This window comes from Aeromonas sp. 84A (assembly GCF_051919345.1).
Lineage (GTDB): Bacteria > Pseudomonadota > Gammaproteobacteria > Enterobacterales > Aeromonadaceae > Aeromonas > Aeromonas veronii.
In genome coordinates this window covers 1,183,882-1,208,666 of sequence record NZ_JBQBEW010000001.1, presented here as the reverse complement: position 1 = coordinate 1,208,666, position 24,785 = coordinate 1,183,882, and the positions used below count along the sequence as shown (strand labels likewise).

General features: G+C 55.2%; 23 protein-coding genes. 15 read left to right on the top strand and 8 right to left on the bottom strand.

Annotated features, from left to right (window positions below):
- The first annotated feature begins 52 nt into the window (after positions 1-52).
- Entirely contained in the window at positions 53-1,714 is a 1,662-nt protein-coding gene (locus ACTG20_RS05760; protein ID WP_194494652.1) for a hypothetical protein, read from the top strand.
- A 115-nt stretch (positions 1,715-1,829) separates the two neighbouring features.
- On the opposite strand, the gene ACTG20_RS05755 is transcribed toward ACTG20_RS05760, so the two are convergent.
- A complete protein-coding gene (locus tag ACTG20_RS05755; RefSeq protein ID WP_040068349.1) occupies positions 1,830-2,243 on the bottom strand; it encodes a CBS domain-containing protein in 414 nt (137 codons plus the stop codon).
- 154 nt (positions 2,244-2,397) lie between these two features.
- Here ACTG20_RS05755 and ACTG20_RS05750 point away from each other — a divergent pair, with 154 nt between their 5' ends.
- From ACTG20_RS05750 to ACTG20_RS05730, 5 genes are all read left to right on the top strand, one after another.
- The gene (locus tag ACTG20_RS05750; protein WP_194494651.1) at positions 2,398-4,308 is read left to right on the top strand and encodes an ABC transporter ATP-binding protein; all 1,911 of its coding nucleotides are present in this window, start codon (positions 2,398-2,400) and stop codon (positions 4,306-4,308) included.
- Complete coding sequence (locus ACTG20_RS05745; protein ID WP_005343337.1) at positions 4,301-4,762, top strand: DUF2390 domain-containing protein; 462 nt, start codon at positions 4,301-4,303, stop codon at positions 4,760-4,762. The genes ACTG20_RS05750 and ACTG20_RS05745 overlap by 8 nt, the downstream gene beginning before the upstream one ends.
- The gene (locus ACTG20_RS05740; protein ID WP_439987508.1) at positions 4,756-5,610 is read left to right on the top strand and encodes a 23S rRNA (adenine(2030)-N(6))-methyltransferase RlmJ; all 855 of its coding nucleotides are present in this window, start codon (positions 4,756-4,758) and stop codon (positions 5,608-5,610) included. The genes ACTG20_RS05745 and ACTG20_RS05740 overlap by 7 nt, the downstream gene beginning before the upstream one ends.
- A 755-nt stretch (positions 5,611-6,365) precedes the next feature.
- Complete coding sequence (locus tag ACTG20_RS05735) at positions 6,366-7,499, top strand: hypothetical protein (RefSeq protein ID WP_439987506.1); 1,134 nt, start codon at positions 6,366-6,368, stop codon at positions 7,497-7,499.
- A 115-nt stretch (positions 7,500-7,614) separates the two neighbouring features.
- Positions 7,615-8,643, top strand: coding sequence for a DUF2806 domain-containing protein (locus ACTG20_RS05730; protein ID WP_439987505.1), 1,029 nt, complete (start codon positions 7,615-7,617; stop codon positions 8,641-8,643).
- A 195-nt stretch (positions 8,644-8,838) separates the two neighbouring features.
- On the opposite strand, the gene ACTG20_RS05725 is transcribed toward ACTG20_RS05730, so the two are convergent.
- A complete protein-coding gene (locus ACTG20_RS05725) occupies positions 8,839-9,045 on the bottom strand; it encodes a hypothetical protein (protein WP_042656489.1) in 207 nt (68 codons plus the stop codon).
- Positions 9,046-9,236: 191 nt separating this feature from the next.
- On the opposite strand from ACTG20_RS05725, the gene ACTG20_RS05720 reads away from it, so the two are divergent.
- Positions 9,237-9,602, top strand: a complete 366-nt coding sequence (locus tag ACTG20_RS05720; RefSeq protein WP_194494647.1) for a DUF2061 domain-containing protein — start codon at positions 9,237-9,239, stop codon at positions 9,600-9,602.
- A 186-nt stretch (positions 9,603-9,788) separates the two neighbouring features.
- Positions 9,789-10,385, top strand: a complete 597-nt coding sequence (locus ACTG20_RS05715) for an MliC family protein (RefSeq protein WP_194494646.1) — start codon at positions 9,789-9,791, stop codon at positions 10,383-10,385.
- Positions 10,386-10,425: 40 nt separating this feature from the next.
- On the opposite strand, the gene ACTG20_RS05710 is transcribed toward ACTG20_RS05715, so the two are convergent.
- Complete coding sequence (locus ACTG20_RS05710) at positions 10,426-11,601, bottom strand: aspartyl protease family protein (RefSeq protein WP_439987504.1); 1,176 nt, start codon at positions 11,599-11,601, stop codon at positions 10,426-10,428.
- A 454-nt stretch (positions 11,602-12,055) separates the two neighbouring features.
- Between ACTG20_RS05710 and ACTG20_RS05705 the strand changes: the two genes are divergently transcribed.
- From ACTG20_RS05705 to ACTG20_RS05675, 7 genes are all read left to right on the top strand, one after another.
- Complete coding sequence (locus ACTG20_RS05705) at positions 12,056-12,484, top strand: VOC family protein (RefSeq protein WP_194494644.1); 429 nt, start codon at positions 12,056-12,058, stop codon at positions 12,482-12,484.
- Positions 12,485-12,720: 236 nt separating this feature from the next.
- Entirely contained in the window at positions 12,721-13,512 is a 792-nt protein-coding gene (locus tag ACTG20_RS05700; protein WP_194494643.1) for a Cthe_2314 family HEPN domain-containing protein, read from the top strand.
- 156 nt (positions 13,513-13,668) lie between these two features.
- Complete coding sequence (locus tag ACTG20_RS05695) at positions 13,669-14,127, top strand: hypothetical protein (RefSeq protein ID WP_194494642.1); 459 nt, start codon at positions 13,669-13,671, stop codon at positions 14,125-14,127.
- An 87-nt stretch (positions 14,128-14,214) separates the two neighbouring features.
- Positions 14,215-14,577, top strand: a complete 363-nt coding sequence (locus tag ACTG20_RS05690) for a MerR family transcriptional regulator (protein WP_194494641.1) — start codon at positions 14,215-14,217, stop codon at positions 14,575-14,577.
- A 43-nt stretch (positions 14,578-14,620) separates the two neighbouring features.
- Positions 14,621-14,911 (top strand): putative quinol monooxygenase, encoded by a 291-nt coding sequence (locus tag ACTG20_RS05685; RefSeq protein WP_194494640.1) that lies wholly within the window; start codon positions 14,621-14,623, stop codon positions 14,909-14,911.
- A 122-nt stretch (positions 14,912-15,033) separates the two neighbouring features.
- Positions 15,034-15,489: a GNAT family N-acetyltransferase gene (locus tag ACTG20_RS05680; RefSeq protein WP_439987503.1), complete on the top strand. Its 456-nt coding sequence runs from the start codon at positions 15,034-15,036 to the stop codon at positions 15,487-15,489.
- An 8-nt stretch (positions 15,490-15,497) separates the two neighbouring features.
- Positions 15,498-16,660 (top strand): IS3 family transposase gene (locus tag ACTG20_RS05675; protein ID WP_194494941.1). Its coding sequence is split into 2 segments (ribosomal slippage): positions 15,498-15,753 and positions 15,753-16,660, totalling 1,164 coding nucleotides; the frame shifts between segments, so codons are not numbered across the junction.
- Positions 16,661-16,884: 224 nt separating this feature from the next.
- Here the strand turns inward: ACTG20_RS05675 and eno are convergent.
- The 5 genes from eno to rlmD all read right to left on the bottom strand — a co-directional run bounded on the left by eno (position 16,885) and on the right by rlmD (position 24,693).
- On the bottom strand, positions 16,885-18,186 hold the full coding sequence (gene eno, locus ACTG20_RS05670; RefSeq protein ID WP_005335583.1) for a phosphopyruvate hydratase: 1,302 nt from the start codon (positions 18,184-18,186) through the stop codon (positions 16,885-16,887).
- Positions 18,187-18,275: 89 nt separating this feature from the next.
- Positions 18,276-19,913, bottom strand: a complete 1,638-nt coding sequence (pyrG, locus tag ACTG20_RS05665) for a glutamine hydrolyzing CTP synthase (RefSeq protein ID WP_005335584.1) — start codon at positions 19,911-19,913, stop codon at positions 18,276-18,278.
- Between the two features lie 141 nt (positions 19,914-20,054).
- Positions 20,055-20,852 (bottom strand): nucleoside triphosphate pyrophosphohydrolase, encoded by a 798-nt coding sequence (mazG, locus tag ACTG20_RS05660; protein WP_088868520.1) that lies wholly within the window; start codon positions 20,850-20,852, stop codon positions 20,055-20,057.
- A gap of 73 nt (positions 20,853-20,925) precedes the next feature.
- Complete coding sequence (gene relA / locus ACTG20_RS05655) at positions 20,926-23,139, bottom strand: GTP diphosphokinase (RefSeq protein ID WP_088868519.1); 2,214 nt, start codon at positions 23,137-23,139, stop codon at positions 20,926-20,928.
- Between the two features lie 231 nt (positions 23,140-23,370).
- Positions 23,371-24,693: a 23S rRNA (uracil(1939)-C(5))-methyltransferase RlmD gene (gene rlmD, locus ACTG20_RS05650; RefSeq protein WP_069528883.1), complete on the bottom strand. Its 1,323-nt coding sequence runs from the start codon at positions 24,691-24,693 to the stop codon at positions 23,371-23,373.
- Positions 24,694-24,785 lie beyond the last annotated feature (92 nt).

Below are 24,785 nucleotides of genomic sequence, written 5' to 3'. Positions count from 1 at the left end.
CTCTTGGGTCTACCATAATCAACCTAATGGTTTGCTCACAGGAAGTACGTGCATGACGATACTGCTGCTCGAAGAGGATCCCCTGCTCCGTAGCGCCATCACCCGGGAACTGACCGAACAGGGGGTGCCCGCCGACCGGATCCACTACCACAGCCATCCAAACCACGAGCGCAGCGGCCTGCTAGCCTTGCTGCAACAGCACGCCTTCGACGCCATCATCTGTCAGCAGGACAAGCAGCAGGATCTTGACGGAGCCCGGCTGCTGCATGAAGCGCACTATCTCGGCCTGCTGCAACCCGGTTGCGTCTTGCTGCTGCTCGATGCCGACCAGAGCGAGCAGGAGTTTCTCCCCTCGGATCTCTACTTCTCCCTCTATCTGCCCCTCCCCTTCATGACCCAGCAGCTCACCGCGGTGCTCGGCCAGCTGGTGAAGTTAAGCAACCTGACCCGTACGCTGGCCGCCCCCATTCTGCTGCGGGAGTGGCAACTGGCTACCGCCCTCTGTGAAGACCTGCTGTTTCAACGGGAGAATCGCTCGCTGACCCCCTGGCTGGATCGGCTCAAGGGCTACCTGCTGCTGCAATCAGCCGAGCGGATCACCGCCGCCCAGCACTATGCCCTCTGTGCCAACGAGTATCAGGCGAGCTGGCCAAGGGCAGGACTCTTCTACGCCATGCTGGGGCTCGGAAAATTGCAGAGCGCCCAGACCGACTTGCAGCGCCATCAGGCCAGCGTCTCGATGGCCACCCGGCTGGAGCTGCAACTCGCCAGCCAGCTGCATCAGCATCACTGGCTGGCGGCCTGGGAGACCATGGGAGAGCTGCTGCAGATCCGCCCCCATCAGCCACGCTGGCATCAGCTGGCGATGTTGCTCGGGCTGGTGCTGCAAGATGAGGAGAAGGTGCTGGAGCAGGCCAACAGCCTGACCCTGCGCCACTTCAGCGAGCAGCGCGTCCGCCTCGCCATCGACAGCTTCATGCTCAATGCCAGTCTGACGGTGCTGTGGCACGCCCCCTCCAGCAACCGGATCCGCTCCCTGCAACAGGAGTGGGAGCACCTCAAGCGCACCGTCCACCTGCAACCCCACGAATATGAGCTGCTGCAGGCGTTGATGCTGGGGCTGGATTACCGCTTCGACGAGGCGCTGATCCTGATTGCCCACCACCAGCCGGATGAGGGGAGCGATAACCACCTCACCCTGCTGCTCGGCTTTGCAGTCAGCCAGTTCTGCGGTTTGCCCCACCACGCCCAGCGCTACCTGACCCAGCTGACCCAATACCGCGTCAGGGTGGCGCCCCACCCGCTCACCCGCCAGCTGTTCCACCATCTGGTGGCCGAGCTGGGCCAGCGCCTGACGGCGAAAGAACAACGGCTGAGCGAACTGCGCCAGCTGCGCCACAAGGCGATGCAGGCCAGCCAATATCAGACAGCCCTGCAAGCGGGCTTACAGCTGCTGGAGGAGTTCCCCGCCCTACCGGGCGATGCCTGGCAACTGCTGGAGCTGCTGCAACACTGCTGGCCAGCGGGTATGGCGGCCCCCAGGGTGGCGCTGTTGGTCGATACCCTGGAGCGGCGCCTCAAGCACAGCCCCGCGTTTCTCGATCAGCATGCCCAGCAATACCAGCGCACCCTGCAGGAGATCCGCACTCATCTTCAGCCGCACCTCTCCGGCTGCGGCCCCTCCTGTCTTGTCGCAGGGCAGCCCGAGCCATGATGATGCTGGCGGCGTGCAAACCGGCATTTTCGGCAAAGCCAACATAGAGAGAGGGGAGCCTTGGCTCCCCTCTCTCTATTTGTTCTATGTCAGCTGATGACGATGAGCGTTGGGCTCAAACCAGCGCGTCACTCTCCAGCGCCGCCTTGAGAAAATCTTTCCAGCTGATGATGCCGACCAGAGCGCCATTCTCCAGCACCGGCAGGCAGGAGACCCCCTTCTCCAGCATCAGCTTGACGCCGTCGCGCACGGTGAGATGGGGTGCGATGGTGACGAGCTGACGACTCATGATCTGGTGGGCCCGCTTGTTGAGGGTTTCGGTATCGCGGCTCATCTCGGCTTCGGAGTCGAGATAGGGACTGATGGCGCGGAACAGATCCCGATCCGAGATGACCCCCACCAGCTCCTCCTCTTCCAGCACCAGCAGGTGGCGAAAGTGTGCCTGCTCGAAGATATCCCTGATGACTCGGAGTCGATCATCCATTGAAACGGTGGCGACCCGGGTCGTCATAATATCCCTGATATGCATGCTAACCTCCCGTAACCAAACTGGTTTCTCTGTTATGGCATGTTTTTGCAGCGCCAGCCAGTGGCCAGCCCTTCGCTACAGTGCAAATCAGCGTCATTTCACGTAAGATCCGCGCCAGTTTTTCTCCTCCATTTTGAGCAAGCAGATCCCACCCATGATAGTTGCCAGTCAAATCGAACTGATCCGCGGCGGCCGCAAGCTGCTGGACAACGCCTCCGCCACCATTCACCCCGGCCACAAAGTGGGTCTGGTGGGCAAAAACGGCTGTGGCAAGTCCACCTTTTTTGCACTGGTACGGGGCGAGCTGGCCATCGACAGCGGCACCTTCAGCCTGCCCGCTGGCTGGCAGATTGCAGGCGTCGCGCAGGAGACCCCGGCGCTCGACTGCTCCGCGCTCGAGTACGTGATCGACGGCGACAAGGAGTTCCGCTCGCTGGAAGCCCAGCTGGTGCAGGCCGAACAGGATGACAATGGTCTGCTGGTGGCCGAGCTGCACGGTCGCCTCGATACCATCGGCGCCTACAGCATTCGCGCCCGCGCCGCCGAGCTGCTGCACGGCCTCGGTTTCAGCGACGAGCAGCTGAGCTCGCCGGTGCGCAGCTTCTCCGGTGGCTGGCGCATGCGCCTCAACCTCGCTCAGGCGCTGCTCTGCCGCTCCGATCTGCTGCTGCTCGATGAACCGACCAACCACCTGGATCTCGATGCGGTGATCTGGCTGGAGAAGTGGCTCAAGGGCTATCAGGGCACGTTGGTGCTCATCTCTCACGACCGCGATTTCCTCGATTCGGTCATCAGCCGCATCATCCATATCGAGAACGGCAAGCTCAACGAATACACCGGCGGCTACTCCGACTTCGAACTGCAGCGCGCCGAACATCTGGCCCAGCAGCAGTCCATGTACGAGAAGCAGCAGCGAGAGATGTCCCACATGCAGGCGTATGTGGATCGCTTCCGCTACAAGGCCTCCAAGGCCCGCCAGGCCCAGAGCCGCCTGAAAGCGATGGAGCGGATGGAGAAGATCCTGCCCGCCCACGCCGACTCCGAGTTCAGCTTCGAGTTTCGCGAGCCGTCGGCCCTGCCGACCCCGCTCATTGCCATGGAGAACCTCTCTGCCGGTTACGGCGACAAGGTGATCCTGGAGAAGATCAAACTCAATCTGGTACCGGGTTCACGCATCGGTCTGCTCGGTCGCAACGGCGCCGGTAAATCGACCTTTATCAAGATGCTGTCGGGCTCCAACCCACCGCTGTCGGGCAAGCTCGAAGTGAGCGCCGGGGTGAGCATCGGCTACTTCGCCCAGCATCAGCTGGAGACCCTGCGTCTCGATGATTCCCCGCTCGATCATCTGGCCCGCCTCGCGCCGGACAAGACCGAGCAGGAGCTGCGCAACTATCTGGGCAGCTTCGGCTTCCACGGTGACAAGGCGCTCGACAAGGTCGCCCCCTTCTCCGGCGGCGAAAAAGCGCGGCTGGTGCTGGCGCTGATCACCTGGCAAAAACCCAACCTCCTGCTGCTGGATGAACCGACCAACCACCTGGATCTGGAGATGCGCCACGCCCTCACCATGGCGCTGCAAGGCTTCGAAGGGGCCATGGTAGTGGTCTCCCACGACCGTCACCTGCTGCGCACCACCACAGATGATTTCTATCTGGTGCACGGTGGCCGGGTCGAGCCGTTCGACGGCGATCTGGACGACTACCACAAGTGGCTCGGCGAGCAGGAGAAAGAAGCCAACGCCAAACCAGCCAATGGCTCGGTCTCCGCCAACTCGGCGGTAGCGCGCAAGGATCAGAAACGGCGCGAGGCGGAGTTCCGGCAAGCGACCCGCCCCCTGCGCCAGAAGCTCGAAAAACTCGAAGCGAGCATGGAGAAGCTGCAAGGCAAGCTCGGCGACATCGAGAGCCAGCTGGCAGACCCCGCCATCTACGAAGAGAGCGCTAAAACCAAGCTCTCCGAGCTGCTCAAATCCCAGGGCCCCCTCAAGGAGCAGCTGGAAGAGGTGGAGCTGGAGTGGATGAGCCTCTCCGAAGAGCTGGAAACCATGGAGCAAGCCTTCTTTGCGTGACGAACAGCTGATGGCCAGCGAGCGGGTCGCGGTCCACGAATTGCCGACGCCGATCGGCTTCTGGCACTGGAGCGGCAAGGTCTATGGTGAGCGCAGCCAGGATTGGCTCACCGTGCAGGAGCAGGGGGGCAACGTCAATCTGGCGCTGCTGCTGCACCGGCTCGATCAACTCGGCATCGTGGTCGATCTCACCGACCTGCAACCGGCGCTGGTGCAGACCGAGGCGGTGCTGACCCCGTGGCGCGCCCTGCGCCAGAGCGCCAAGACGCGGCTCGACGAGCAGCAGTATCAGTCGATGCTGGCCCACGAACTGGAGCTGGAGCGGCTACAACAGGGCGTCCTGTTGCAGACCTTGCGCAGCCTCTCCCTGTTTCGCGGCAACAGCCGCAATTTGTTGAACTATCTATCGTTACTGGGTGCCCAGCAGGGCCCCCTCAGAGATCTAATATGCTGAGCTACCGCCACGCCTTTCACGCCGGCAACCATGCCGACGTGCTGAAACACGCCGTTCAGGCCCTGATCATCGAGTCCCTCAAGAAGAAGGAGAAACCCTTCATCGTGCTGGACACCCATGCCGGTGGCGGTCTCTACGACCTGCGCGGCGACTGGTCCCAGAAGAAGGCCGAGTATGCCGACGGCATCGGCCGCCTGTGGGATGAGCGGGCCCAGTGGTCTGCCATGGCCCCCTATCTCGGCGTCATCGAGGAGATGAACAGCGATGGCCAGCTGCACTACTACCCCGGCTCGCCGGAGCTCTCCCGTCGCCTCACCCGCGAGCAGGACAAGCTGGCGCTGATGGAGCTGCACAACAACGAGGTCGAAGACCTGCGCGCCAACATGGGTTACGACCCCCGCGTGGCCGTACACCACCGTGATGGCTTCGAGGGGCTGATCGCCCTGCTGCCGCCCACCCCGCGCCGCGGGCTGGTGCTGATCGACCCGCCCTATGAGCTCAAAGAAGATTACTTCGCCGTGGTCGATACCCTGAAAAAGGCGCAAAAGCGCTGGGCCACCGGCATCTACGCCCTCTGGTATCCGATCCTCGGGCAGGAGGCAGACAAATCCCGCGACATGCTGCGCGCCATCAAGCGGGAGAACTTTGGCAACGTGCTGGTGGCCGAGCTGGAAGTGGCCGGTCAGACTGCCGACTGGGGCATGAACGGCTCAGGCATGCTGATCATCAGCCCGCCCTGGATGCTGGACGAGCAGATTGAAGCCTTCCTCAAACCGCTCTGTGCCAAGCTGGCGCAGGGTGCCGGTTCCCAGTACAAGGTGGAGTGGCTCAACAAGGTCGAAGAGTAAACCTGCACCAGCCTGCTCTGGCGCCCGGTCAAGGCGCCAGCGAGTCGGCCAGCCCAGCAGTTCACAGTGGCGGCATGGCCAGCAAAGAGAAGCCCCGTTCAGGGGCTTCTTGTTTTTTACCCGCAACCGCTTTACCCACCAACCCTTTTCCCGACTAACTGTTTCCTCACCAATGGCGGCCACGCATCCCGCCTGCACACCAGAACAGTCGTTATTGACTAATTAGTCGATCCAGATCAGAAATCGGCCATCTGGCCCTTTCCCTCCGCCTACCCGCCGCTAATATACCCGATTGGCAACAAAGCCTCGTAGGAGTCACCCCATGAGCCATGCCAACCCCATCCCGTTGGTTAAACGCAGCAGACTGGGGGCTGAAATTCAGGGGCGGTAGCCATGCCGGATGGAATGGATAAGCGAGAGTTGCCTACGACCCACTCAACATGGTGACGACCCCATTTTTATTTCTTACCTGCTCATGCAGGCATGCTTTGGCGGCGCTTGCCAAGAGTGCGCTGAGCACTGATTTTCCACACAGTAGTAACGGTGGCGCAAGAAAAGGGGGGCAAGCGAATACGCCCAGCATACGAAGAAAGCTGATGACGTTATGATTTAATGATTATTTTTACTTGGCGGCAGTAAGAATGTTACGGAGTTATATGGAATTCTCTGCTAACGGATTAATGCCGCCTTCCATCTAATCACTGTTATGTGCCAGAGTGTAGTGGTCAAAATAGATAATATAGAGAGTGGTCAAAATGTTTATCGAGAGTGTTGTATCTAAGATTGTAGCGACTTCAATTTTTGAGTTTGCACGCAGTGTATTTGTTTCCAAGTCTGATGACCCAATAGCAGATGATTTGTATAAATGCTTTGATAAAGCTGCAGAAAAATACTGCAAAAGTATCGAAAGAAATGTTGAAGGTGGCTTCGAAAACCTGTTTATTTGGCATGTAGAAAATTGGCAAAAAATATACGATTTGTTGAGTTTCAAGGTTTATGATTTGCAGCCATCAGACTTTATTAAAACTAGTATATGTGGAAATTATCATGCTACTGATGATATGGTGCGGGCATTTATTGAGCATGTGAAAGTTGAAATTTCAAAAAATGGACGTGTTGCTAGAGAAATAAATGCCATTAAGGTATCAATGGATAGCAATCATAAAATCAACGAAGTGCTTATTAAATTAAGTGTTTTACAAGATAGTTTGGAGTCAAAGAAAGAAACAAGGCGTCTTCCGAATGTCAAACACTCTCTAAAAATAAACAAAGAAGACTTGGAAGTTAAGATTTCGTCTATTCTGTCATCTCAAGAGAGCCTAAGTTGGATAGAAAATAGCTTTTACAAGCAATCTAAAAAGCTGCTCTTAGAGCTCGCTGTAAACGCATTTTACCATGGGAGTGCTAGCGAGTGTGCAGTGAAAATAGATGGAAAGAAATTTATTTTAGAAGATGATGGTGAACAGTTTAATACAAAAAGTGAGTTTCTTAATCGTGTAGATTTTGGTGGTGGTGCTGCGTATTTTAAGAGTTTTTTGGATGAATATGCCTCTTATGTCACTGTAAATTATGAGTATGAAGGTGGGAAAAACAAACTTTCTTTAATATTCAATAATTATGATCAAATACTGAGAGATCATTGTTTAATTTCTGTTGACAATAGTACCCCTCCTCCACCTAAGGGTGTTGTATTCTTGGAAGAATGTAATCGTTATTTCGTTGATGCAGGTAATTATCAACTGACAAGCAAAGCGTTCAGAGTTATTGACTATGTATTACCCCAATTACCAGAAGGAAAGCAGCTAGTTGTCTTTACTTCAGACCCAATCGAACGAAAAGTATTAAAACAACGCTTCATTTCTGACCGCAGAGTAATAGTTGAGGGCTAAGGCACATAACAAAGCATTTAAGAGTGATTCGCAACGCTTGGCAGTTTCGCTTCGCTCAAGTATAGCCAAGCGCCGCTCACACCTTAATGCGGCGTTAGACATCATGGAGAACACCTTGGAATTTCCCGGTGAAAAACTCGTCATCAAGCTTTGGGAAACCCTTGCAGAGAAGGGCATTGGGTCCCTACTCACACCTTGGCAAACCATCAGAGAAGGTCGTGCTCGGAATGAGGTGCGGCATCAAGAACTTCTTATGCTCGCACAGGCGGAGAAAGATGCTGCCGATGTACGAGCGGGTCGCAAGCAGTTGCGGAGCGACGGCACTCTCATGCTTACCTCCGTCGACCAGTCAAGCACGGACATAACAATCGAAAGCCGCATTGAGCCGACACTCGGGCTTCCAAACGCACTCAACGCCGCAGTCACTTGCAGCGCCGTCAATGCTGCTCGCATTGAACTTAACTCGGCCAAAGCTGTTATCTACGCCGAAGAGCAACTGGCGAACGATCCACAAACTCCACCAGATCGGGAAATTGATGAGGATTGGCTGTTCGCTTGGCGGGACTATGCCGGGAAAGTTTCGGCTGAAGATTTGCAGCGGCTATGGGGAAGTGTTTTGGCCGGTGAGATCAAATCTCCAGGCAGATATTCCATCCGAACACTTGAGTTCCTGAAAACACTATCTAAGCCAGAGGCCGATGTCATCAGCAAGATCGCCCGGTATGCAATCGACGGAAGAATAGCGAGAGGGCAGAAACAGTACCTCGACGAACGAGGTTTGACTTTCGGGCTATTGCTTCGACTGCAAGAGATGGGCGTTGTGTCTGGTGTTGAGGCTGTGGGCCTAAACACCTCGTACAAAACGGTTGTCGAAGGAAAATTCATCAAAGCGTTGTTATCCAACGGCAAAGCATTGATCGTGGAGCATGACGACCCGACCAAGGTTCTAAAGCTAGAGGTCTACCTACTCACCGAGGTGGGGTCACAGATTCTTGGCCTAGGTTCCTTCGAGCCTGACCTAGACTATTTGCGCCTAGTTGGAAAGCAAATCGCCAGCCAAGGATTTACTGTTCAACTCTGCGATTGGCTTCAGGTCTCAGAATACGAGGGCCGCTACTTCAATGAGGAGCGCATTGATGCCTAACATTGCGGTCAGTAATGGCAAATCTGGGACACCCACCTTTTTGAGCAAGGCGTAGCAGAGCCCGAACCCAAAAGATGGGTGTCCAAGGTCTTCTGCTCACCGAGTTCAAAAGAAAAAGCCCCATCACGGGGCTTTTTCTATTGGTGCGGCCGGTGTGTGCGGCAGCCTGAACCTGTGCGTCAACCGCAGCGCGCCCTATGAGCGGGCGGGCAGATCCTGTTTCAGCGCAACCAGCAACAGGGCCAGCAGGCCAAAGGGCGGAAACAGACAGAGCAGGGAGCAGATAAGGGTGACCAGCGCCGGATGCTCGCTCTTGCGGCGCGCCAGTCGCCAGGCGATGACGCCGACGATGACCATCAGCAACGCAATGAACTGGCCAAGCAGGGTGGCATTGATATTCATGAAAGATCCTTTTTCATGGGCAAGTGTGAAGAACCTGTACTTTATCGCCTTGGCTGCGATTGGCAACCGCTGAACCGCACCGGCCACTCGCCCGTCGATAGGTTCTCTCTATTTCGGCAATAGATGAGAATAGTTTTCATTTAATCTCATTTCGGCAGATACTCTCATCATCAACAGAGGGAGCCGCCATCATGAAAAAGACCATCAGCTTTGCCATCCTGCACTTCGGTGTCGCCTTTACCGTGGCCTACCTGCTGACCGGTGAGCTGCTGACCGCCAGCCTGATCGCCCTGATCGAGCCTGCCGTCAACACGGTCGCCTTCTACTTTCATGACCTTGGCTGGCACAAGCTCAAGCCAAAGCACAGCCTGCAGGCCAAGACCAGCAGCTTCGCGGTGGTCCACTTCTCGGTGGCCTTCGGGGTTGCCTTCCTGCTGAGTGGCGAGCTGCTCACCGGCGGCGTGATGGCGATGATCGAACCGGCCATCAACACCCTGGTGTTCTTCTTCCACGAGCGGCTGTGGCGCGCCCGCAGTCAGCAACTGGCGCTGGCCTGATCAACCGGGCAACCCGCCTCCCCCTTTATCGCGGCCACAAAAAACCCGACATTCCGGCCAGGAGTGTCGGGTTTTCCCGCTTGGCAGCCATTCAGCAGTGCAAGTGCGCTCGGCTCCCCTGCTGCATTGCCCTGTAGAGTGTGCTGTAGTAGGCAGATATGCCCTCTTCATTGCTGGAATCTATCGATGAAAAAGACCTTGCTTGCCACCCTGCTGTTTGCCCCTCTGCTGGCCAGCGCCGCAACCCCCTCCTTTGACTGCACCAAAGCCTCCGGGTCGGTCGAAACCCTGATCTGCAAGGATGCCGGACTGGCCGCCCTTGATAACGAACTGGCGGCCCTCTACCCCAAGGCGATTGCCGCGCTCTCTCCCGAACAGCTCAAGACCGAGCGCGCCATGCAGCGCGGCTGGATCAAGGGTCGCAACGACTGCTGGAAGGGGCAGGATCTGCGCCAGTGTGTGGAGGATAACTACCTGCTGCGGATCACCGAACTGCAGATCAGCGGCGGCCAGCTGATGGTGCCGGCACCGGTCAACTACAAGTGCGGCAAGAACGTCACTCTCTCCACCTACTTCTATAACGATGCCAAGCTGCCCGCCGCGGTGATCAACCTGAGCGAGGGCGACAAGCAGCAACAAGTGCTCGCCTATGAAGCCCCCAGCGCCAGCGGCGCCCGTTATGAAGGGCAAAACCTCACCTTCTTCACCAAAGGGGAAGACGCCACGCTGGAGCGCTACGGCCAGCCAACCCTCACCTGCATGGAAAATCCGACCAAGGGCTGAGGCTCATAGGGGCGGCTCGTCTTGCCGCCCCCCACCTTGACTAGATAGCGATATCCCGCGGTTTTCCTTCCCGCACAATCCGCAACTTGAGCGACCCCGGCTTGCTGGTGCTGAGCAGTTCACGCACCTTGTCGATCTCGAGGGGACGATAAGCCACCCCGTTGATCTGCTCCAGAATGTCGCCGTTGGCCAGACCATAGGGGGCAAGATCCCGTTCATCGCTGTAGTAGACCTGCAGATGCTCGCCATCAAAGCGCACCCCGATATTGCGCAGGGCTGGCGGCACTTTGCGCGCCAGGATATCGGCGTCGTAGCAGAGCATCATCCGCCCGGGCATTATCGCAAAGCGATTGAAGCGGTTAACAAAATCCAGCCCCAGACCATACTGCTCATTGCTGTTTTCCGACACGCGCAGCTCACCGAGCTGGCGCTCATCAAAGTGCAGACCGGTGAGGATATGTTCACGCCCCTCCACCATACCGCTGGCGTCCACCCCTTTGCGTGGCGTGGCATCTTCGCCAGAGATCGCCTTCTGGCTCGCCATAAAGTCGATAAAGGCATGGTCGGCATAGCTCTGATCGGCCCCGGTATCCAGATACATGCGCACGCTGCTCTCACCGTGGGTCAGATACACTGCCGGGGAGCGGTTGTAGCTGTCTTCATAGCCGATGCAACGCTCGAAGGTGGCTGCCGACGGTGCCGTCAGCGAAGCCGTGAGCTGATGCCTGTCGCGATCAAACACCCAGTTGAAACGGCGGATGGTGTCGATCCCGAGGATGCCATCGATACGGCTGCCAAGAGACTGGGAGAAAAGATCGAAATCAACGGTTGCCCACAGATCGCTGTCATCAATGGTGACCGATCCCAGCGAGAAGGGCTGCGACTCAACAAAGCCAAGCTGCTCGCTGCCCAATTGGCTCGAAACGCTGTTCACAGTGGCAAAATCAGCCTGATAGGCCCTGGGCAATTCGCTTAAGGTCAGCGCCTTGAAGCGGCTGGCCAGACGACGATCGATAAAGGTGATACTGGCCCCGGTATCCAGCAAAAACTGGAACTGCTCACCGGCGATGGTGACGGGGATCAGGGGGGCACTTTCGTAATGCACTGTCAGCACCGGGCCGGGTGCATTGCGCTTGGCGGATGAATCCGGGGCTGTGCAGCCTTGGACGACGAACAGGGCCAACATGGCCAGCGTCATTTTGAACTGCGACTTCATAACTCTCCTTCCCGATAGCAGATGCCCCCGCAACGCCACCACATAATGCCATCTTGTTGATTTATAGGTAAATAAGCTATTTCAGCGGGGGAGCGGACAATAACAAAGAGTTTTATGCTGGTTCAAGCCAGATATGACCATGAATATTCTATGGTGATAGCTCAAGAAGGGTTGTTCACGCTATCTCGGCGCGTCATCAATCGTGGGTGACACTTGATTAATTTATTGATCTTGCACAGAAATTCTAAATATTGAGTTTTCTCTCCACAGCGCCATGGTTAATATTGCCATTTGGCAACACTTGCCTCGTCAGAGTCTCCCATGAGCCATGCCAACCCCATCCCGTTGGTGAAACGCAGCAGACTGGAAGCTGAAATTCAGGGGCGGTAGCCATGCCAATTCCCCTGCCTGCCAAGCCGGTGACTCACCCACAACATGCAAATCAAGGTGGTGTATGGAAACACAAACCCTGTATCGAGGTCGCTTGATCGACCATATCCAGCTGGTGGTCAAAGATTTGGCTGCCAGCCAACGCTTTTACACCGCAACCCTGGCCAGCCTCGATATTCCGCTGGGCGGCACAGGTGATGGCTACTTCTGGGCGGACGAACTGTTTGTCACCTCTATCGATAGCCCCGCCGCGCTGGGGGTGTTGACCGGTCGCCACCACCTCGCCTTTCAGGCAAAAGATCGCACCATGGTGGATCGTTTTTATCAGGCCGCATTGGCTAACGGCGGTAAAGATAACGGCGCCCCCGGCGAGCGCAATTATCACCCCGGCTACTACGCCGCCTTTGTCCTCGATCCGGACGGAAATAATATCGAAGCGGTTTATCACGGTGAGGCAAAGCGTAGTGTGGAGTCGGTGGAGATTCGGTTTTAGCAAGAAAGCGGAGCACTAATTAATGAGGCTTTCATGGCGTAACGATCTGATAATAATAGTACCGCCCAATATTTATTTTCTATACAGCCGTAAGGGTCGTGTAAAAAAATATCAAATGAACACGTTCAGCTTAATACGATGGAAGATAAAAAGATCATTTCAAACATTATTAAAAACAGTCTTTATCGGGCTTAATCTAATCATTATTAGCCATCAATCAGAAATTGTGAGTTTTTATGAATAATGAGTATCACTGGTGGGATTTAGAAAAATCTAGCTTCAAAGGTGTTCTATATGATTCGATAAATTGCTATTTTCTCAATGACTTACCTTATCAAAACTGGCAAGAATTCTCTGAAGCTGATCCACATATGGCTTATGCACACTTAACTTATGTTAGATTTAATATGCTTGAACAGCAGTTCATCGATTTACGAGTAATACCTCAAATGCTTGGAGTTGAAACTGTTCCAGTGAAGTCGAGCGTTCAAGATATAAATAGATATGACTGGCTAAAGTCTATAGTTGACCTAACTTTATTTCGTTTCTCTAGCCTGCGAGATATCGCTTTTCATTTTGTGAATGAAGTTTTGGAACTAGGCCTCTCTGATTTTCAGTTGAATATTAAGCAGCTAAATAAAGTGCTTAAAACCGAGCACCCTGACATTCTAGAATCCTTAAAAATTCTAGACAAAACTGGTGAGGAATTGAGAACAGATCGTAATGAACGAGCTCATAAAGGTTTCAGTGAGCTTTATACTGGTGATGATCAGATGTTCAAAAATATGTCATGGATGGAGGGCACAGTTATCGATAATACTGGGTACGATCTAGTGGGCATCTACGAAAACTCCCGAGATAAAATTTGCGAGCTAGTTGTGCAAGAGGTACAGGTTGCACTAAAAGCTACAATTAACTTAGTTGATAATTGCTATACCCATTATCGCGATACACATCTTAGATTATCGCATGGTTCTGCAATGGGTGTTTCGCAGCATTTCCCTCTACACTGTGAAAAAGATAGCTAACAAACATTTCAAGCACGTAGGTGCGAATCGCGAATATACCGGCCAAAAAAAATCCGGAAAATTCAATATCTCTATGGTAAATTTCCCTGACAAGGTAGAGATCCGCTGCCATTCACTGATTAAGTAGATGTTATTTTAATCCAACTGGAATAGACAATGAAATATTCATTAAATTGGAAACAACCATTACTCTCCATGAGCAAGCGGTTCTTTATATTTATCACATTGATCTTTGCCGGGTTTGTTGTGCTCAGCACATACAAAACTCAACTTAATATGGAGCTGGGTGTCTGGCTCTTTTACCAATATTTAAAAATCCTGCTAGCATCCTTCGTTGTATTGTTCGCAATGGCTCAAGCCTCCAGATTGTTTTCTGTCGAATTAAGAAGTGAGGATGTGGTAGGTCGAAACCGCTTTTTCCGGAAAGTATCCATACCCTATACAGAGATGATCGGTGTGAGCATGGAAATGTTACTAATAGTAAATTGCTTGGTTATTCGCACCAATAGTCTCAAGAAAATCTATGCTCCTTTTGACTTGGATGGCTTCTCCGATTTTTCGAAAAAAATAGATGCCAGACTACAAAGTAACAACGCACTTAAAAATAATGCGTAACCAACTCCACTTGTATATTTTGAAGTTAATTCCAAGACTTCTGATCATTCCGACGTTTAACCTCATATAAAATTTCATGGAGATATCATGAAGATTTCTGAAGTCGCAGAGATGACAAATATTTCCATTCATACACTGCGATATTATGAGAAAGAAGGACTATTACTGAATATCCGTAGAAATGAATCTGGCCAACGTATTTTCGATAAAACAGATATTGAATGGTTAACCTGGATTAAACGTTTAAAGTCTACCGGAATGCCGCTAGCGGAAATAAAGTCATTTGCCAAGCTACGCCAAGCCGGCTCTACAACCTTGTCAGAAAGGAAGTCTTTGCTTGTCGCTCATAAAACCAACCTTGAACAAGAGATAGCAAGACTCAATGGTGAACTGAATATTGTGCGTTACAAAATAGATGCCTACGACCAAAAAATGCTTGACCTAGAGTGAACTCGAGGGATTAGCGTACAGATTCTACAGAAAGGAGTCATTTATGTTTAATCCCGGTTATTACATTACTGCCGAGCTAAAGGTCAAATTTCCTGAAAACATCGATAAAGCTCGCCAACACTTGAAAGAGCTTTGCGAAGAGACACTAAAAGAGCCTGGTTGCTCTATTTTCACACTTCATCAATGTGTAGATGATAAGAGCCGTTTCTTGCTGTGGGAAAGGTTTAACAGCGAAGATGATTTCAAATATCACTTTGAACAAGCTCACACGCAAGAGTATCTGAAGCATGACTTGACAGAGGTGGTGCAGTACTTTGTGACGGATGTGCTCTAACTCGTTCATATCCTGTTTGCTCAGGTCTAATTATCACCAGACACCGACGGCCACCAGTCGGTGTCTGACTCCATTTGCAATCACAGCCAATCACTGTTTGGCGAATGCGCTCAAGGATATTTATGAAGCCCGACTTAACCGGCACTCGGATTGTGCTGCGCACCATTGGCCCGCAGGATGCTGCCGATCTGTTCGAGATTTATGGCAATCCGCTGACCATGGAGTTTGCCTCTGATCCCTGCTTTACCTCTCCCGCCATGGTGGCGCAGATGATGGCGAGCGTGGTGCGGCTGGAGCAAACGGGTGAGTCGCTGGAGTGGGCGATTGTCGAGCGGAAGGGCAACAAGGTGATCGGCACCTGCGGCCTGCACAGTTTCAGCGAGGCGGGTCACAGCTGCGAGGTGGGATGCCTGCTCAATGCGGCCTATTGGCGAAGAGGGTTTATGTCGGAGGCGCTGGGATTGCTGTTCGCCCACGCCACCACACTGGGAGTCACCTGCCTCACCGCAGATATCGATTGTAGTGGTCTAATCATCCCGGACATCATTTTAGGTGGTACAGTCGCCACCATGACCTGAGGTGTTCAATGACAAGATTACGTCGCTCATTTACTGCCGAATTCAAACTCGAAGCCGCATCCCTGGTGCTCGACCAGGGATATTCAGTCCCCGAAGCCAGCCGTTCACTGGATGTCGGTGAAACCGTACTGCGCCGCTGGGTTCAGCAGCTCCAATCCGAACGCTGCGGCACAACCCCGATTAGTAAAGCTCTGACCCCGGAACAGCAGAAAATCCAGGAGCTAGAAGCCCGTATCAATCGACTCGAACGTGAAAAGGACATTCTAAAAAAGGCTACTGCTCTCTTGATGACGGACGAGTTCACACGTACGCGCTGATAGACCGATTAAGGGAGCAAGCCCCCATCACTCTGGTCTGCTGCGCCTTCGATGTTCCCACCTCCTGTTTTTACGATTATCTGGCTCGCAGGCGGACGATTAACCGTGAGCGCATGCAACAGCGCTGTGAGTTGCGCCGTTTGTTCAAAGAAAGCCAGAACTCAGCGGGCAGCCGCGCCTTGATGTCGATGATGCGGGAGTTGGGGTATCAGATTGGTCGATTCAAAGTACGTAACCTGATGAAGGAAGCCGGGCTGGTATCCAAGCAACCGGGCGCTCATCGCTATCAGGTCGCTCGGTCTGAACGACCGGACATTCCCAATCTGCTGGCCCGCGAATTTGATGTCCAGCAGCCCAATCAGGTGTGGTGTGGCGATATCACCTACGTCTGGGCCGGTGGTCGTTGGCATTACCTAGCCGCAGTGCTCGACCTGCATACCCGGCGGGTCGTAGGCTGGGCGATGTCTGATAAGCCTGATGCAGAGCTGGCCATCAAAGCACTGGAGATGGCCTATCAGCAGCGGGGTTGCCCATCCGGTGTGCTATTTCACTCCGACCAGGGCAGCCAATATGGCAGTCGGGCATTTCGGCAACGACTGTGGCGCTATCGCATGACCCAGAGTATGAGTCGGCGTGGCAACTGCTGGGATAACGCCCCGATGGAACGGTTGTTCAGAAGCCTGAAGTCAGAGTGGCTCCCGGCTATGGGATATATGAGCTTGCGAGAGGCAAAACGAGATATCAGTTATTACCTGATGAATTACTACAACTGGCGGCGTCCACATCAACACAATGACGGGATACCGCCAGCAAAAGCCGAAGAACGGCCTAACCAAGTGTCCGGATTTAGTTGACCACTACAGATGCAGATAACGTCCGCTCTATCGCCCTGTTTGAAAAACTGGGCTTCCAGGCGCATGCAGGGCGCTATCAGCGCATGCTCCCCTTTGTCTGACCCGAAGACCAGAGCCACAACGTCCTCGCCTCTCAGGGCGTTGTGGCAAGGATCAGGCATAAAAAAACCGGAACCCAAGGGTTCCGGTTTTTTCATTCCAGCCGAGGCTGGCAAACCAGCAAATTAAGCCTGGTTTTTAACTTCTTTCAGACCGCGGAAAGGAGCTTTGGCACCCAGAGCTTCTTCGATACGGATCAGCTGGTTGTACTTGGCAACACGGTCAGAACGGCTCATGGAACCGGTCTTGATCTGGCCAGCAGCGGTACCAACAGCCAGGTCGGCGATGGTCGCGTCTTCGGTCTCACCGGAGCGGTGGGAGATGACGGCAGTGTAGCCAGCGTCTTTGGCCATCTTGATGGCAGCCAGAGTTTCGGTCAGGGAACCGATCTGGTTGAACTTGATCAGGATGGAGTTGGCGATGCCGTTGTCGATACCGCGCTTCAGGATCTTGGTGTTGGTTACGAACAGGTCGTCACCAACGATCTGGATTTTCTTGCCCAGTTCAGCAGTCTGGTAGGCGAAACCTTCCCAGTCAGATTCGTCCAGGCCATCTTCGATGGAGACGATCGGGAACTTGGTGGTCAGGTCAGCCAGGAAGTCGGAGAAACCGTTGGAGGTGAAGACACGACCTTCGCCTTTCAGGTTGTACTCTTTCTTCTCTGCGTCGTAGAACTCGGAAGCAGCGCAGTCCATAGCCAGGGTGATGTCGGTGCCCAGTTTGTAACCGGCAGCGGCAACGGCTTCAGCGATAACTTCCAGCGCTTCGGCGTTGGATTTCAGGTTCGGAGCGAAACCACCTTCGTCACCAACTGCAGTGTTGTAGCCCTTGGACTTCAGCACTTTGGCCAGGTTGTGGAACACTTCTGCGCCCATGCGAACGGCTTCTTTCAGGGTCTTGGCGCCAACCGGCTGGATCATGAACTCCTGGATGTCGACGTTGTTGTCGGCGTGCTCACCACCGTTGATGATGTTCATCATCGGCAGCGGCATGGAGTAAACACCCGGGGTGCCGTTCAGCTCGGCGATGTGGGCGTACAGCGGCATGCCTTTGGCAGCAGCGGCAGCTTTGGCGTTAGCCAGGGAAACAGCCAGGATGGCGTTGGCGCCGAACTTGGATTTGTTCTCGGTACCGTCGAGGTCGATCATGATCTGGTCAACGGTGGCCTGGTCCTTGGCATCTTTACCCAGCAGAGCTTGAGCGATCGGGCCGTTTACGGCTTCGATGGCTTTCAGCACGCCTTTACCCAGGAAACGGCTCTTGTCGCCGTCACGCAGTTCCAGCGCTTCGCGGGAACCGGTGGACGCGCCAGACGGAGCGGCTGCCATACCAACAAAACCACCTTCCAGGTGAACTTCGGCCTCAACGGTCGGGTTACCACGGGAGTCGATGATTTCACGACCGATCACTTTAACGATCTTGGACATGTGTATTTCCTCAGGTTTCGTAAAAAAACAACAAAAATATGCCAAAAAAAGCGGCTGTGGCACAGTGCCCCAACCGCATTTATTTTCAATTACTTCAAATTACGCTTCTGATACTCGCCTGCCGCCTTCACAAAACCGGCGAACAGAGCGTGGCCATCACGAGGAGTAGAGGTGAACTCCGGGTGGAACTGCGCAGCCACGAACCAGGGGTGATCCGGGATCTCGATGATTTCCACCAACTTCTTGTCGGCGGAGAGACCGGTCACTTTCAGACCTGCCGCTTCAATCTGCGGCAGCAGCTTGTTGTTTACTTCGTAACGGTGACGGTGACGCTCGTAAATGGTCGGACTGCCGTACATCTGACGCACCTTGGAATCTTCGACCAGGTGGCAGAGCTGGGAACCCAGACGCATGGTACCGCCCAGATCAGACTTCTCGGTACGGGTCTCGACGTTGCCCTCTTCATCCACCCACTCGGTGATGAGGCCGACGACCGGGTACGCGCAATCTTTCTTGAACTCGGAGGAGTGAGCCCCTTCCATACCCGCTACGTTGCGAGCGAATTCGATCATGGCAACCTGCATGCCGAGGCAGATACCCAGGTAGGGGATCTTGTTCTCGCGGGCATACTGGGCAGCCAGAATTTTGCCTTCCACACCGCGCTCACCAAAGCCACCCGGCACCAGGATCGCGTCCAGACCTTCCAGCAGCTCGGCGCCACGGGTCTCGATATCCTGAGAGTCGATGTACTTGATGTTGACGGAGTGACGGGTCTTGAGACCACCGTGCTTGAGCGCCTCGTTGACGGACTTGTAGGCGTCCGGCAGGGAGACGTACTTGCCGACCATACCGATGGTCACTTCACCAGTCGGGTTGGCCTCTTCGTAGATAACCTGTTCCCACTCGGACAAATCAGCCTCTTTGCACTCCAGACCGAAACGCTCGGTGAAGTAGGAGTCCAGATTCTGGGATTTCAGCAGTGCCGGGATCTTGTAGATGGAGTCGACGTCTTTCATGGAGATGACGGCGCGCTCGGGCACGTTGCAGAACAGGGCAATTTTGGCGCGCTCGTTGGCCGGAATGGCACGGTCGGAGCGGCAGATCAGCACATCCGGCTGGATACCGATGGAGAGCAGCTCTTTGACGGAGTGCTGGGTCGGCTTGGTCTTCACTTCACCGGCAGCAGCCAGGTAAGGAACCAGCGTCAGGTGCATGAACATGGCGTTGTTGCGGCCCACTTCGGCAGCCAGCTGACGAATGGCTTCGAGGAACGGCAGGGACTCGATGTCACCTACGGTACCGCCCACTTCGACGATGGCAACCTGATGGCCTTCGGCACCGGCAATCACCCGCTCTTTGATGGCGTTGGTGATGTGCGGGATAACCTGAATGGTGGCGCCCAGATAGTCACCACGACGCTCTTTACGCAGTACGTCGGCGTAGATACGGCCGGTGGTAAAGTTGTTGCGACGGGTCATCTTGGTGCGGATGAAACGCTCGTAGTGGCCCAAATCCAGATCGGTTTCGGCCCCGTCCTCGGTTACGAACACTTCACCATGCTGGGTCGGGCTCATGGTGCCCGGATCCACGTTGATGTACGGGTCCAGTTTCATGATGGTCACATCCAGACCACGGGCTTCCAGAATGGCTGCCAGAGAAGCTGCGGCAATGCCTTTGCCGAGGGATGAAACAACGCCACCAGTAACAAAAATATATTTGGTCGTCATGCTGAACCTGAAAGAAGTTTAGGGAATTTTAAGGGGTGCTTCGGGGATGAAGCAGGACGGGGAAACAGTATACCAAAAACCCCTCTCCCAAACAATGAGCAAAAATCTATCAGGCTCACCGCCCCCCCATCTTGCGCCAAATCAACTTTGCTCGGTTTCCTTCGCCTTATCCCAGGCGGCATCGAGCTTTTCGAGGGTGCAATCGGTCATTTTCAAGCCTTCTGCGGCGATTATCTGCTCAACCTGACGAAAACGACGTTCGAACTTGGCGTTGGCGCCCCGCAGCACCTGCTCCGGATCCTTGCCCAGATGGCGCACCAGATTGACGGTAGCAAACAGCAGATCGCCGAGCTCGTCGCTCACCCGCGCCTCGTCCACATCGGCCATCAATGCCTCTTCCATCACCTCGTCGATCTCTTCGTGGATCTTGTCCACCACAGGCCCCAGCGTCTTCCAGTCAAAACCGACGGTGGCGCAGCGTTTCTGAATTTTGGCGGCGCGGGTCAGGGCCGGCAGCGAGAGCGGGATATCGTCCAGCACGCTCTCTTTGTCGAGGGCCGCCCGCTCCTTGGCTTTTTCCGCCTCCCAGTTCGCTTTTACCGCTATCTCGTCGCCAAGGTCGGCATCCGAGAAAACATGGGGGTGACGGCGAATGAGCTTCTCGCTCACCGTATCCACGATATCGGCAAAGTCGAACAAGCCCCGCTCTTTACCCAGCTGGGCGTAAAACACCACCTGAAACAGCAGGTCACCCAACTCCCCTTTCAGCCCCTGCCAATCTTCGGTCTCGATGGCATCGGCCACTTCGTAGGCCTCCTCCAGGGTGTGCGGCACTATAGTCTGGAAGTCCTGTTTCAGATCCCAGGGACAGCCGTTTTGCGGATCGCGCAGACGAGCCATGATGTCGAGCAGTTGGGGCAGATCGTAACGTTGGGACATGGGATATTCGCTTTCGATTCGTTCAAAAAGGGTCATAAATACAGACCGGCCACTGGGGCCGGTCGGTTCGATATCAAAGCCGCTTGGCGCTGATCACGTCGTTAAGCTGACTGAGCTTGGCCAACGCCCGGTTGAAGGCGTTGATGTTGTAAATCTCCAGCTCCATGTCGATCTCGGCGGTCTGCTCGCGCACGTTTGAGCGCGAGCGCACCCCCATCACATTGATCTTCTCGTTGGCCAGCACGGTAGTGATATCGCGCAGCAGGCCGGAGCGATCGTTGGAGATGATCCGGATGGTGAGGCCATAGCCGCCGGAGTAGTTCTCCCCCCACACCGCATCGATCAGCCGCTCTGGGTTGCGCCGTGACAGCTCCTTGAGCTGCTCGCAATCTTCCCGGTGGATGGACACCCCGCGCCCCATGGTGATGAAGCCCTGAATGGAGTCCCCCGGAATGGGCTGGCAGCAGCGGGCAATATGGGTCATCAGGTTGCCGACCCCTTCCACCACTATGTGGTCTTTGGGCTTGTGGCGCATCGGCGCATTGGCCTTCTGCTCCAGCTTCTCCAGCAGGCGGCGATCTTCCTCTTCCGCCGTCGGCTTGTTGTAACAGGTGTCGAGATAGTTGAGCACCTGGTTGATGCGGATATCGCCGCTGCCGATACCGGCCAGCAGATCGTCGGTGCTCTCCAGATTGAATCGCCGCAGCATGTTGCCCTTGTCGATCTTGGACATGCTGAGATTGTGGCGATCCAGCTCCTTCTCGAACAGCTCGCGACCGGCCACGATATTCTTGTCCCGATCCAGTTTTCTGAACCAGGTCGCCACCTTGGCCCGCGCCCGGCTGGAGCGCAGGAAGCCAGCGTTGGGGTTCATCCAGTCGCGGCTCGGGTTCGGCTCTTTCTGGGTGATCACCTCCACCTGATCGCCGGTCTGCAGCGAGTAGGTAAACGGCACGATGCGGCCGTCAATCTTGGCGCCGATGCAGCGGTGGCCGATCATGCTGTGGACGTGATAGGCAAAATCGAGCGGGGTGGCGCCTGCCGGCAGGTCGATGACATCCCCTTTCGGGGTGAAGACGTAGACCCGGTCCTCGAACACCTGACTGCGCAGGTCTTCGAGCAGGGAGCCGCTCTCGGAGAGATCCTCCTGCCAGGCGAGCAGCTTGCGCAGCCACTCGATCTTGTCTTCGAAGGTGTTGGCCTTGCCGCCAGCCTGCGCGCCTTCCTTGTAACGCCAGTGAGCAGCGACGCCTAGCTCGGCATCCTGATGCATCTGGTCGGTACGGATCTGGATCTCGACGGTTTTGCCTTCGGGCCCCACCACTACGGTGTGAATTGACTGGTAGCCGTTGGGTTTGGGGTTGGCGACATAGTCGTCAAACTCGCGAGGAATGTGGTGGAACTGGGTATGGACGATACCGAGCGCCGCATAGCAATCCTGCAGCCGCTTGGTTACCACCCGCACCGCGCGCACGTCGAACAACTCGTTGAACTCGAGGTGCTTCTTCTGCATCTTGCGCCAGATGCTGTAGATATGTTTCGGCCGACCGTACACCTCGGCGTCAACTCCCGCCTCTTTCAACCCATTACGCAGGGATTGCACAAACTCGCGGATGTAGCGCTCGCGGTCGAGCCGCTTCTCGTCGAGCTGCTTGGCGATCTGCTTGTAGGTATCCGGGTGCAAGTAACGGAAGGCGAGATCTTCCAGCTCCCACTTGAGCTGGCCGATGCCCAGACGGTTGGCGAGCGGCGCATAGATGTTGGTGATCTCCTGGGCCATCAGCACCCGGGTCTCTTCATCTGCCGTCTTCGCTTCCCGCAGGCAGGCGATCCGCTCCGCCAGCTTGATCACCACGGCGCGCACATCCTCGACCATGGCGAGCAACATGCGACGCACGTTGTCGACCTGCTCCGGCGAGGTTTCGCTGCGATGGAGGGTCTGCAGGGAGCGGATGGCCTCCATCTCCAGCACCCCTTCCACCAGCTTGGCGATCTTGGAGCCAAAGTCCTCGTCCATCCGCTCCTGGCTGATGAGACCGGCTTCGACGAAGGGGTAGATGATGGCCGCTTTGAGGGTGCCGATATCCATGCTGAGCATCTGCAGGATGCCCACCATTTCGATGCCGCGTACCAGCAGCTTGCTGGTCAGCGCCTCGTCACCGAGCGTCAGACAATACTGGTAGACGGTTCGCAGCTGATCCTTTTCACTGTCACTCAAGGAGAGCGAGCTGACCCACTCCTCCAGGGTGAAGTTGTCTTTCAAATGAATATCGCGAACCGCAACCATGGTATCAATCCTTTAAATTATCGGGCCGAAAGCTGTCACTTTCTCCCCTCATGAGATTGCCTCAAATGGGGATATCCAGCGCACTTTTCAAGGCATATTGTCCAGAAAGACAATAGAGCGCGCCAACAGGCCCTGCCGAACGACGAGGGTCTAGATTACCCCAATCACATCAGCTCAAACAGACGCAGACATGCCAGATTACATATCCGCATCGCCGAACTGATGAGTCATTTACTCCCGTTCAAACAGCGCCATGGACTCCAGATGACCGGTGTGAGGGAACATGTCCAGCATGCCGAGGCGCACCAGACGGTAACCCCCTTTCACCAGCACCTGACTGTCCCGCGCCAGGGTGACCGGGTTACAGGAGACGTAGACCACCCGCTTGGGTGAAAGTTTCACGACGTGTCCCATCACTTCCAGCGCGCCGGGGCGAGCCGGATCCAGCAGCACCAGATCAAACCCTTCACGCGCCCAGGACATGCCGACTATGTCATCGCTCAGGTCGGCTTTGTAGAAACGGGCATTGGTGATGCCGTTGCGACGGGCGTTCTCTTCGGCCCGCTGCACCATGGCCAGTTCACCTTCCACACCCACCACTTCGCGAGCCTGACGGGCCAGCGGCAGGGTGAAGTTGCCGATACCGCAGAAGAGATCGAGCACCTTGTCATCCTTGCTCGCCCCGAGCCATGTCAGCGCCTGCTCAACCATGCTCTGGTTGATGGGGCCGTTGACCTGAATGAAGTCACCCGGAGCAAATGCAAGAGACAGGCCATCCAGCGAGTAGGATGGGGAAAATTGTTGCTGCAGCGCTTCGATGCGATCATCGGCCGCCTGCAGATAGAGGTCGATCCCCTGCGCTTTTGCAAACTCCACCAGCAGGGCACGATCCGCCTCATTGGGGCGGCCGGTGTGGCGCAGCAGCATCATGATCCCCTGCTCGGCCTGGATAAGCTCCGCATGGCCCAGCTCGCGCTGGCTCTTGAGGCGATTGAGGCACTCACGCAGCGGGGCAATCAGCGCAGAGAGCGGCTCGGCCAGCACCGGGCACCCTTCGATTTCCACCAGATCGTTGCTGTTGCGACGGCGGAAACCGACCCGGGTGCAGCGACCGTTCTTGTCAAATTTGATGGCCAGACGACAGACCCGGCGGTAGGCACGATCTTCACCGGTCAGTACCGGCTCCAGCGCAGGCGCCTTGATGTTGCCCAACCGCTCGAACAGACTGACCAGTCCGGCCGCCTTGGCGGCTTGCTGATCGGCAACCGACATGTGCTGGGCACTGCACCCGCCGCACTCGCGATAGTGGCTGCAAAAGGGGGCGATACGGTTGGCCGCCGGGGTCACCACCTGCTGCAAGGCGGCGTGACCATACTGCTTTTTCTCTTCGGTGATGCGTGCCTTGACGGTCTCGCCGGGCAGTGCCCCTTCAACGAAGATCGCCTTGCCCTGATGGCGACCGATACCGACGCAGTGGTGATCGAGGGTGTCTATCGTAAATTCAATGCGTTGGAGCTGGGTGGACTTCTTTTGGGGCTTGAAAAACTGGGCCATAAAACTTGGTGCCTATAGGTGGCTATGTCATGATTGTGGAATCTGCTGCCGGGTATTGTCCCACAAGAATAATAGTATGACCAAATACGGCC

Coding starts and splice junctions, on each gene's coding strand:
- ACTG20_RS05760 (WP_194494652.1), top strand. CDS start 53: ATGACGATACTGCTGCTCGAAGAGGATCCCCTGCTCCGTAGCGCCATC.
- ACTG20_RS05755 (WP_040068349.1), bottom strand. CDS start 2,243: ATGCATATCAGGGATATTATGACGACCCGGGTCGCCACCGTTTCAATG.
- ACTG20_RS05750 (WP_194494651.1), top strand. CDS start 2,398: ATGATAGTTGCCAGTCAAATCGAACTGATCCGCGGCGGCCGCAAGCTG.
- ACTG20_RS05740 (WP_439987508.1), top strand. CDS start 4,756: ATGCTGAGCTACCGCCACGCCTTTCACGCCGGCAACCATGCCGACGTG.
- ACTG20_RS05735 (WP_439987506.1), top strand. CDS start 6,366: ATGTTTATCGAGAGTGTTGTATCTAAGATTGTAGCGACTTCAATTTTT.
- ACTG20_RS05725 (WP_042656489.1), bottom strand. CDS start 9,045: ATGAATATCAATGCCACCCTGCTTGGCCAGTTCATTGCGTTGCTGATG.
- ACTG20_RS05720 (WP_194494647.1), top strand. CDS start 9,237: ATGAAAAAGACCATCAGCTTTGCCATCCTGCACTTCGGTGTCGCCTTT.
- ACTG20_RS05715 (WP_194494646.1), top strand. CDS start 9,789: ATGAAAAAGACCTTGCTTGCCACCCTGCTGTTTGCCCCTCTGCTGGCC.
- ACTG20_RS05710 (WP_439987504.1), bottom strand. CDS start 11,601: ATGAAGTCGCAGTTCAAAATGACGCTGGCCATGTTGGCCCTGTTCGTC.
- ACTG20_RS05705 (WP_194494644.1), top strand. CDS start 12,056: ATGGAAACACAAACCCTGTATCGAGGTCGCTTGATCGACCATATCCAG.
- ACTG20_RS05700 (WP_194494643.1), top strand. CDS start 12,721: ATGAATAATGAGTATCACTGGTGGGATTTAGAAAAATCTAGCTTCAAA.
- ACTG20_RS05695 (WP_194494642.1), top strand. CDS start 13,669: ATGAAATATTCATTAAATTGGAAACAACCATTACTCTCCATGAGCAAG.
- ACTG20_RS05690 (WP_194494641.1), top strand. CDS start 14,215: ATGAAGATTTCTGAAGTCGCAGAGATGACAAATATTTCCATTCATACA.
- ACTG20_RS05685 (WP_194494640.1), top strand. CDS start 14,621: ATGTTTAATCCCGGTTATTACATTACTGCCGAGCTAAAGGTCAAATTT.
- ACTG20_RS05680 (WP_439987503.1), top strand. CDS start 15,034: ATGAAGCCCGACTTAACCGGCACTCGGATTGTGCTGCGCACCATTGGC.
- eno (WP_005335583.1), bottom strand. CDS start 18,186: ATGTCCAAGATCGTTAAAGTGATCGGTCGTGAAATCATCGACTCCCGT.
- pyrG (WP_005335584.1), bottom strand. CDS start 19,913: ATGACGACCAAATATATTTTTGTTACTGGTGGCGTTGTTTCATCCCTC.
- mazG (WP_088868520.1), bottom strand. CDS start 20,852: ATGTCCCAACGTTACGATCTGCCCCAACTGCTCGACATCATGGCTCGT.
- relA (WP_088868519.1), bottom strand. CDS start 23,139: ATGGTTGCGGTTCGCGATATTCATTTGAAAGACAACTTCACCCTGGAG.
- rlmD (WP_069528883.1), bottom strand. CDS start 24,693: ATGGCCCAGTTTTTCAAGCCCCAAAAGAAGTCCACCCAGCTCCAACGC.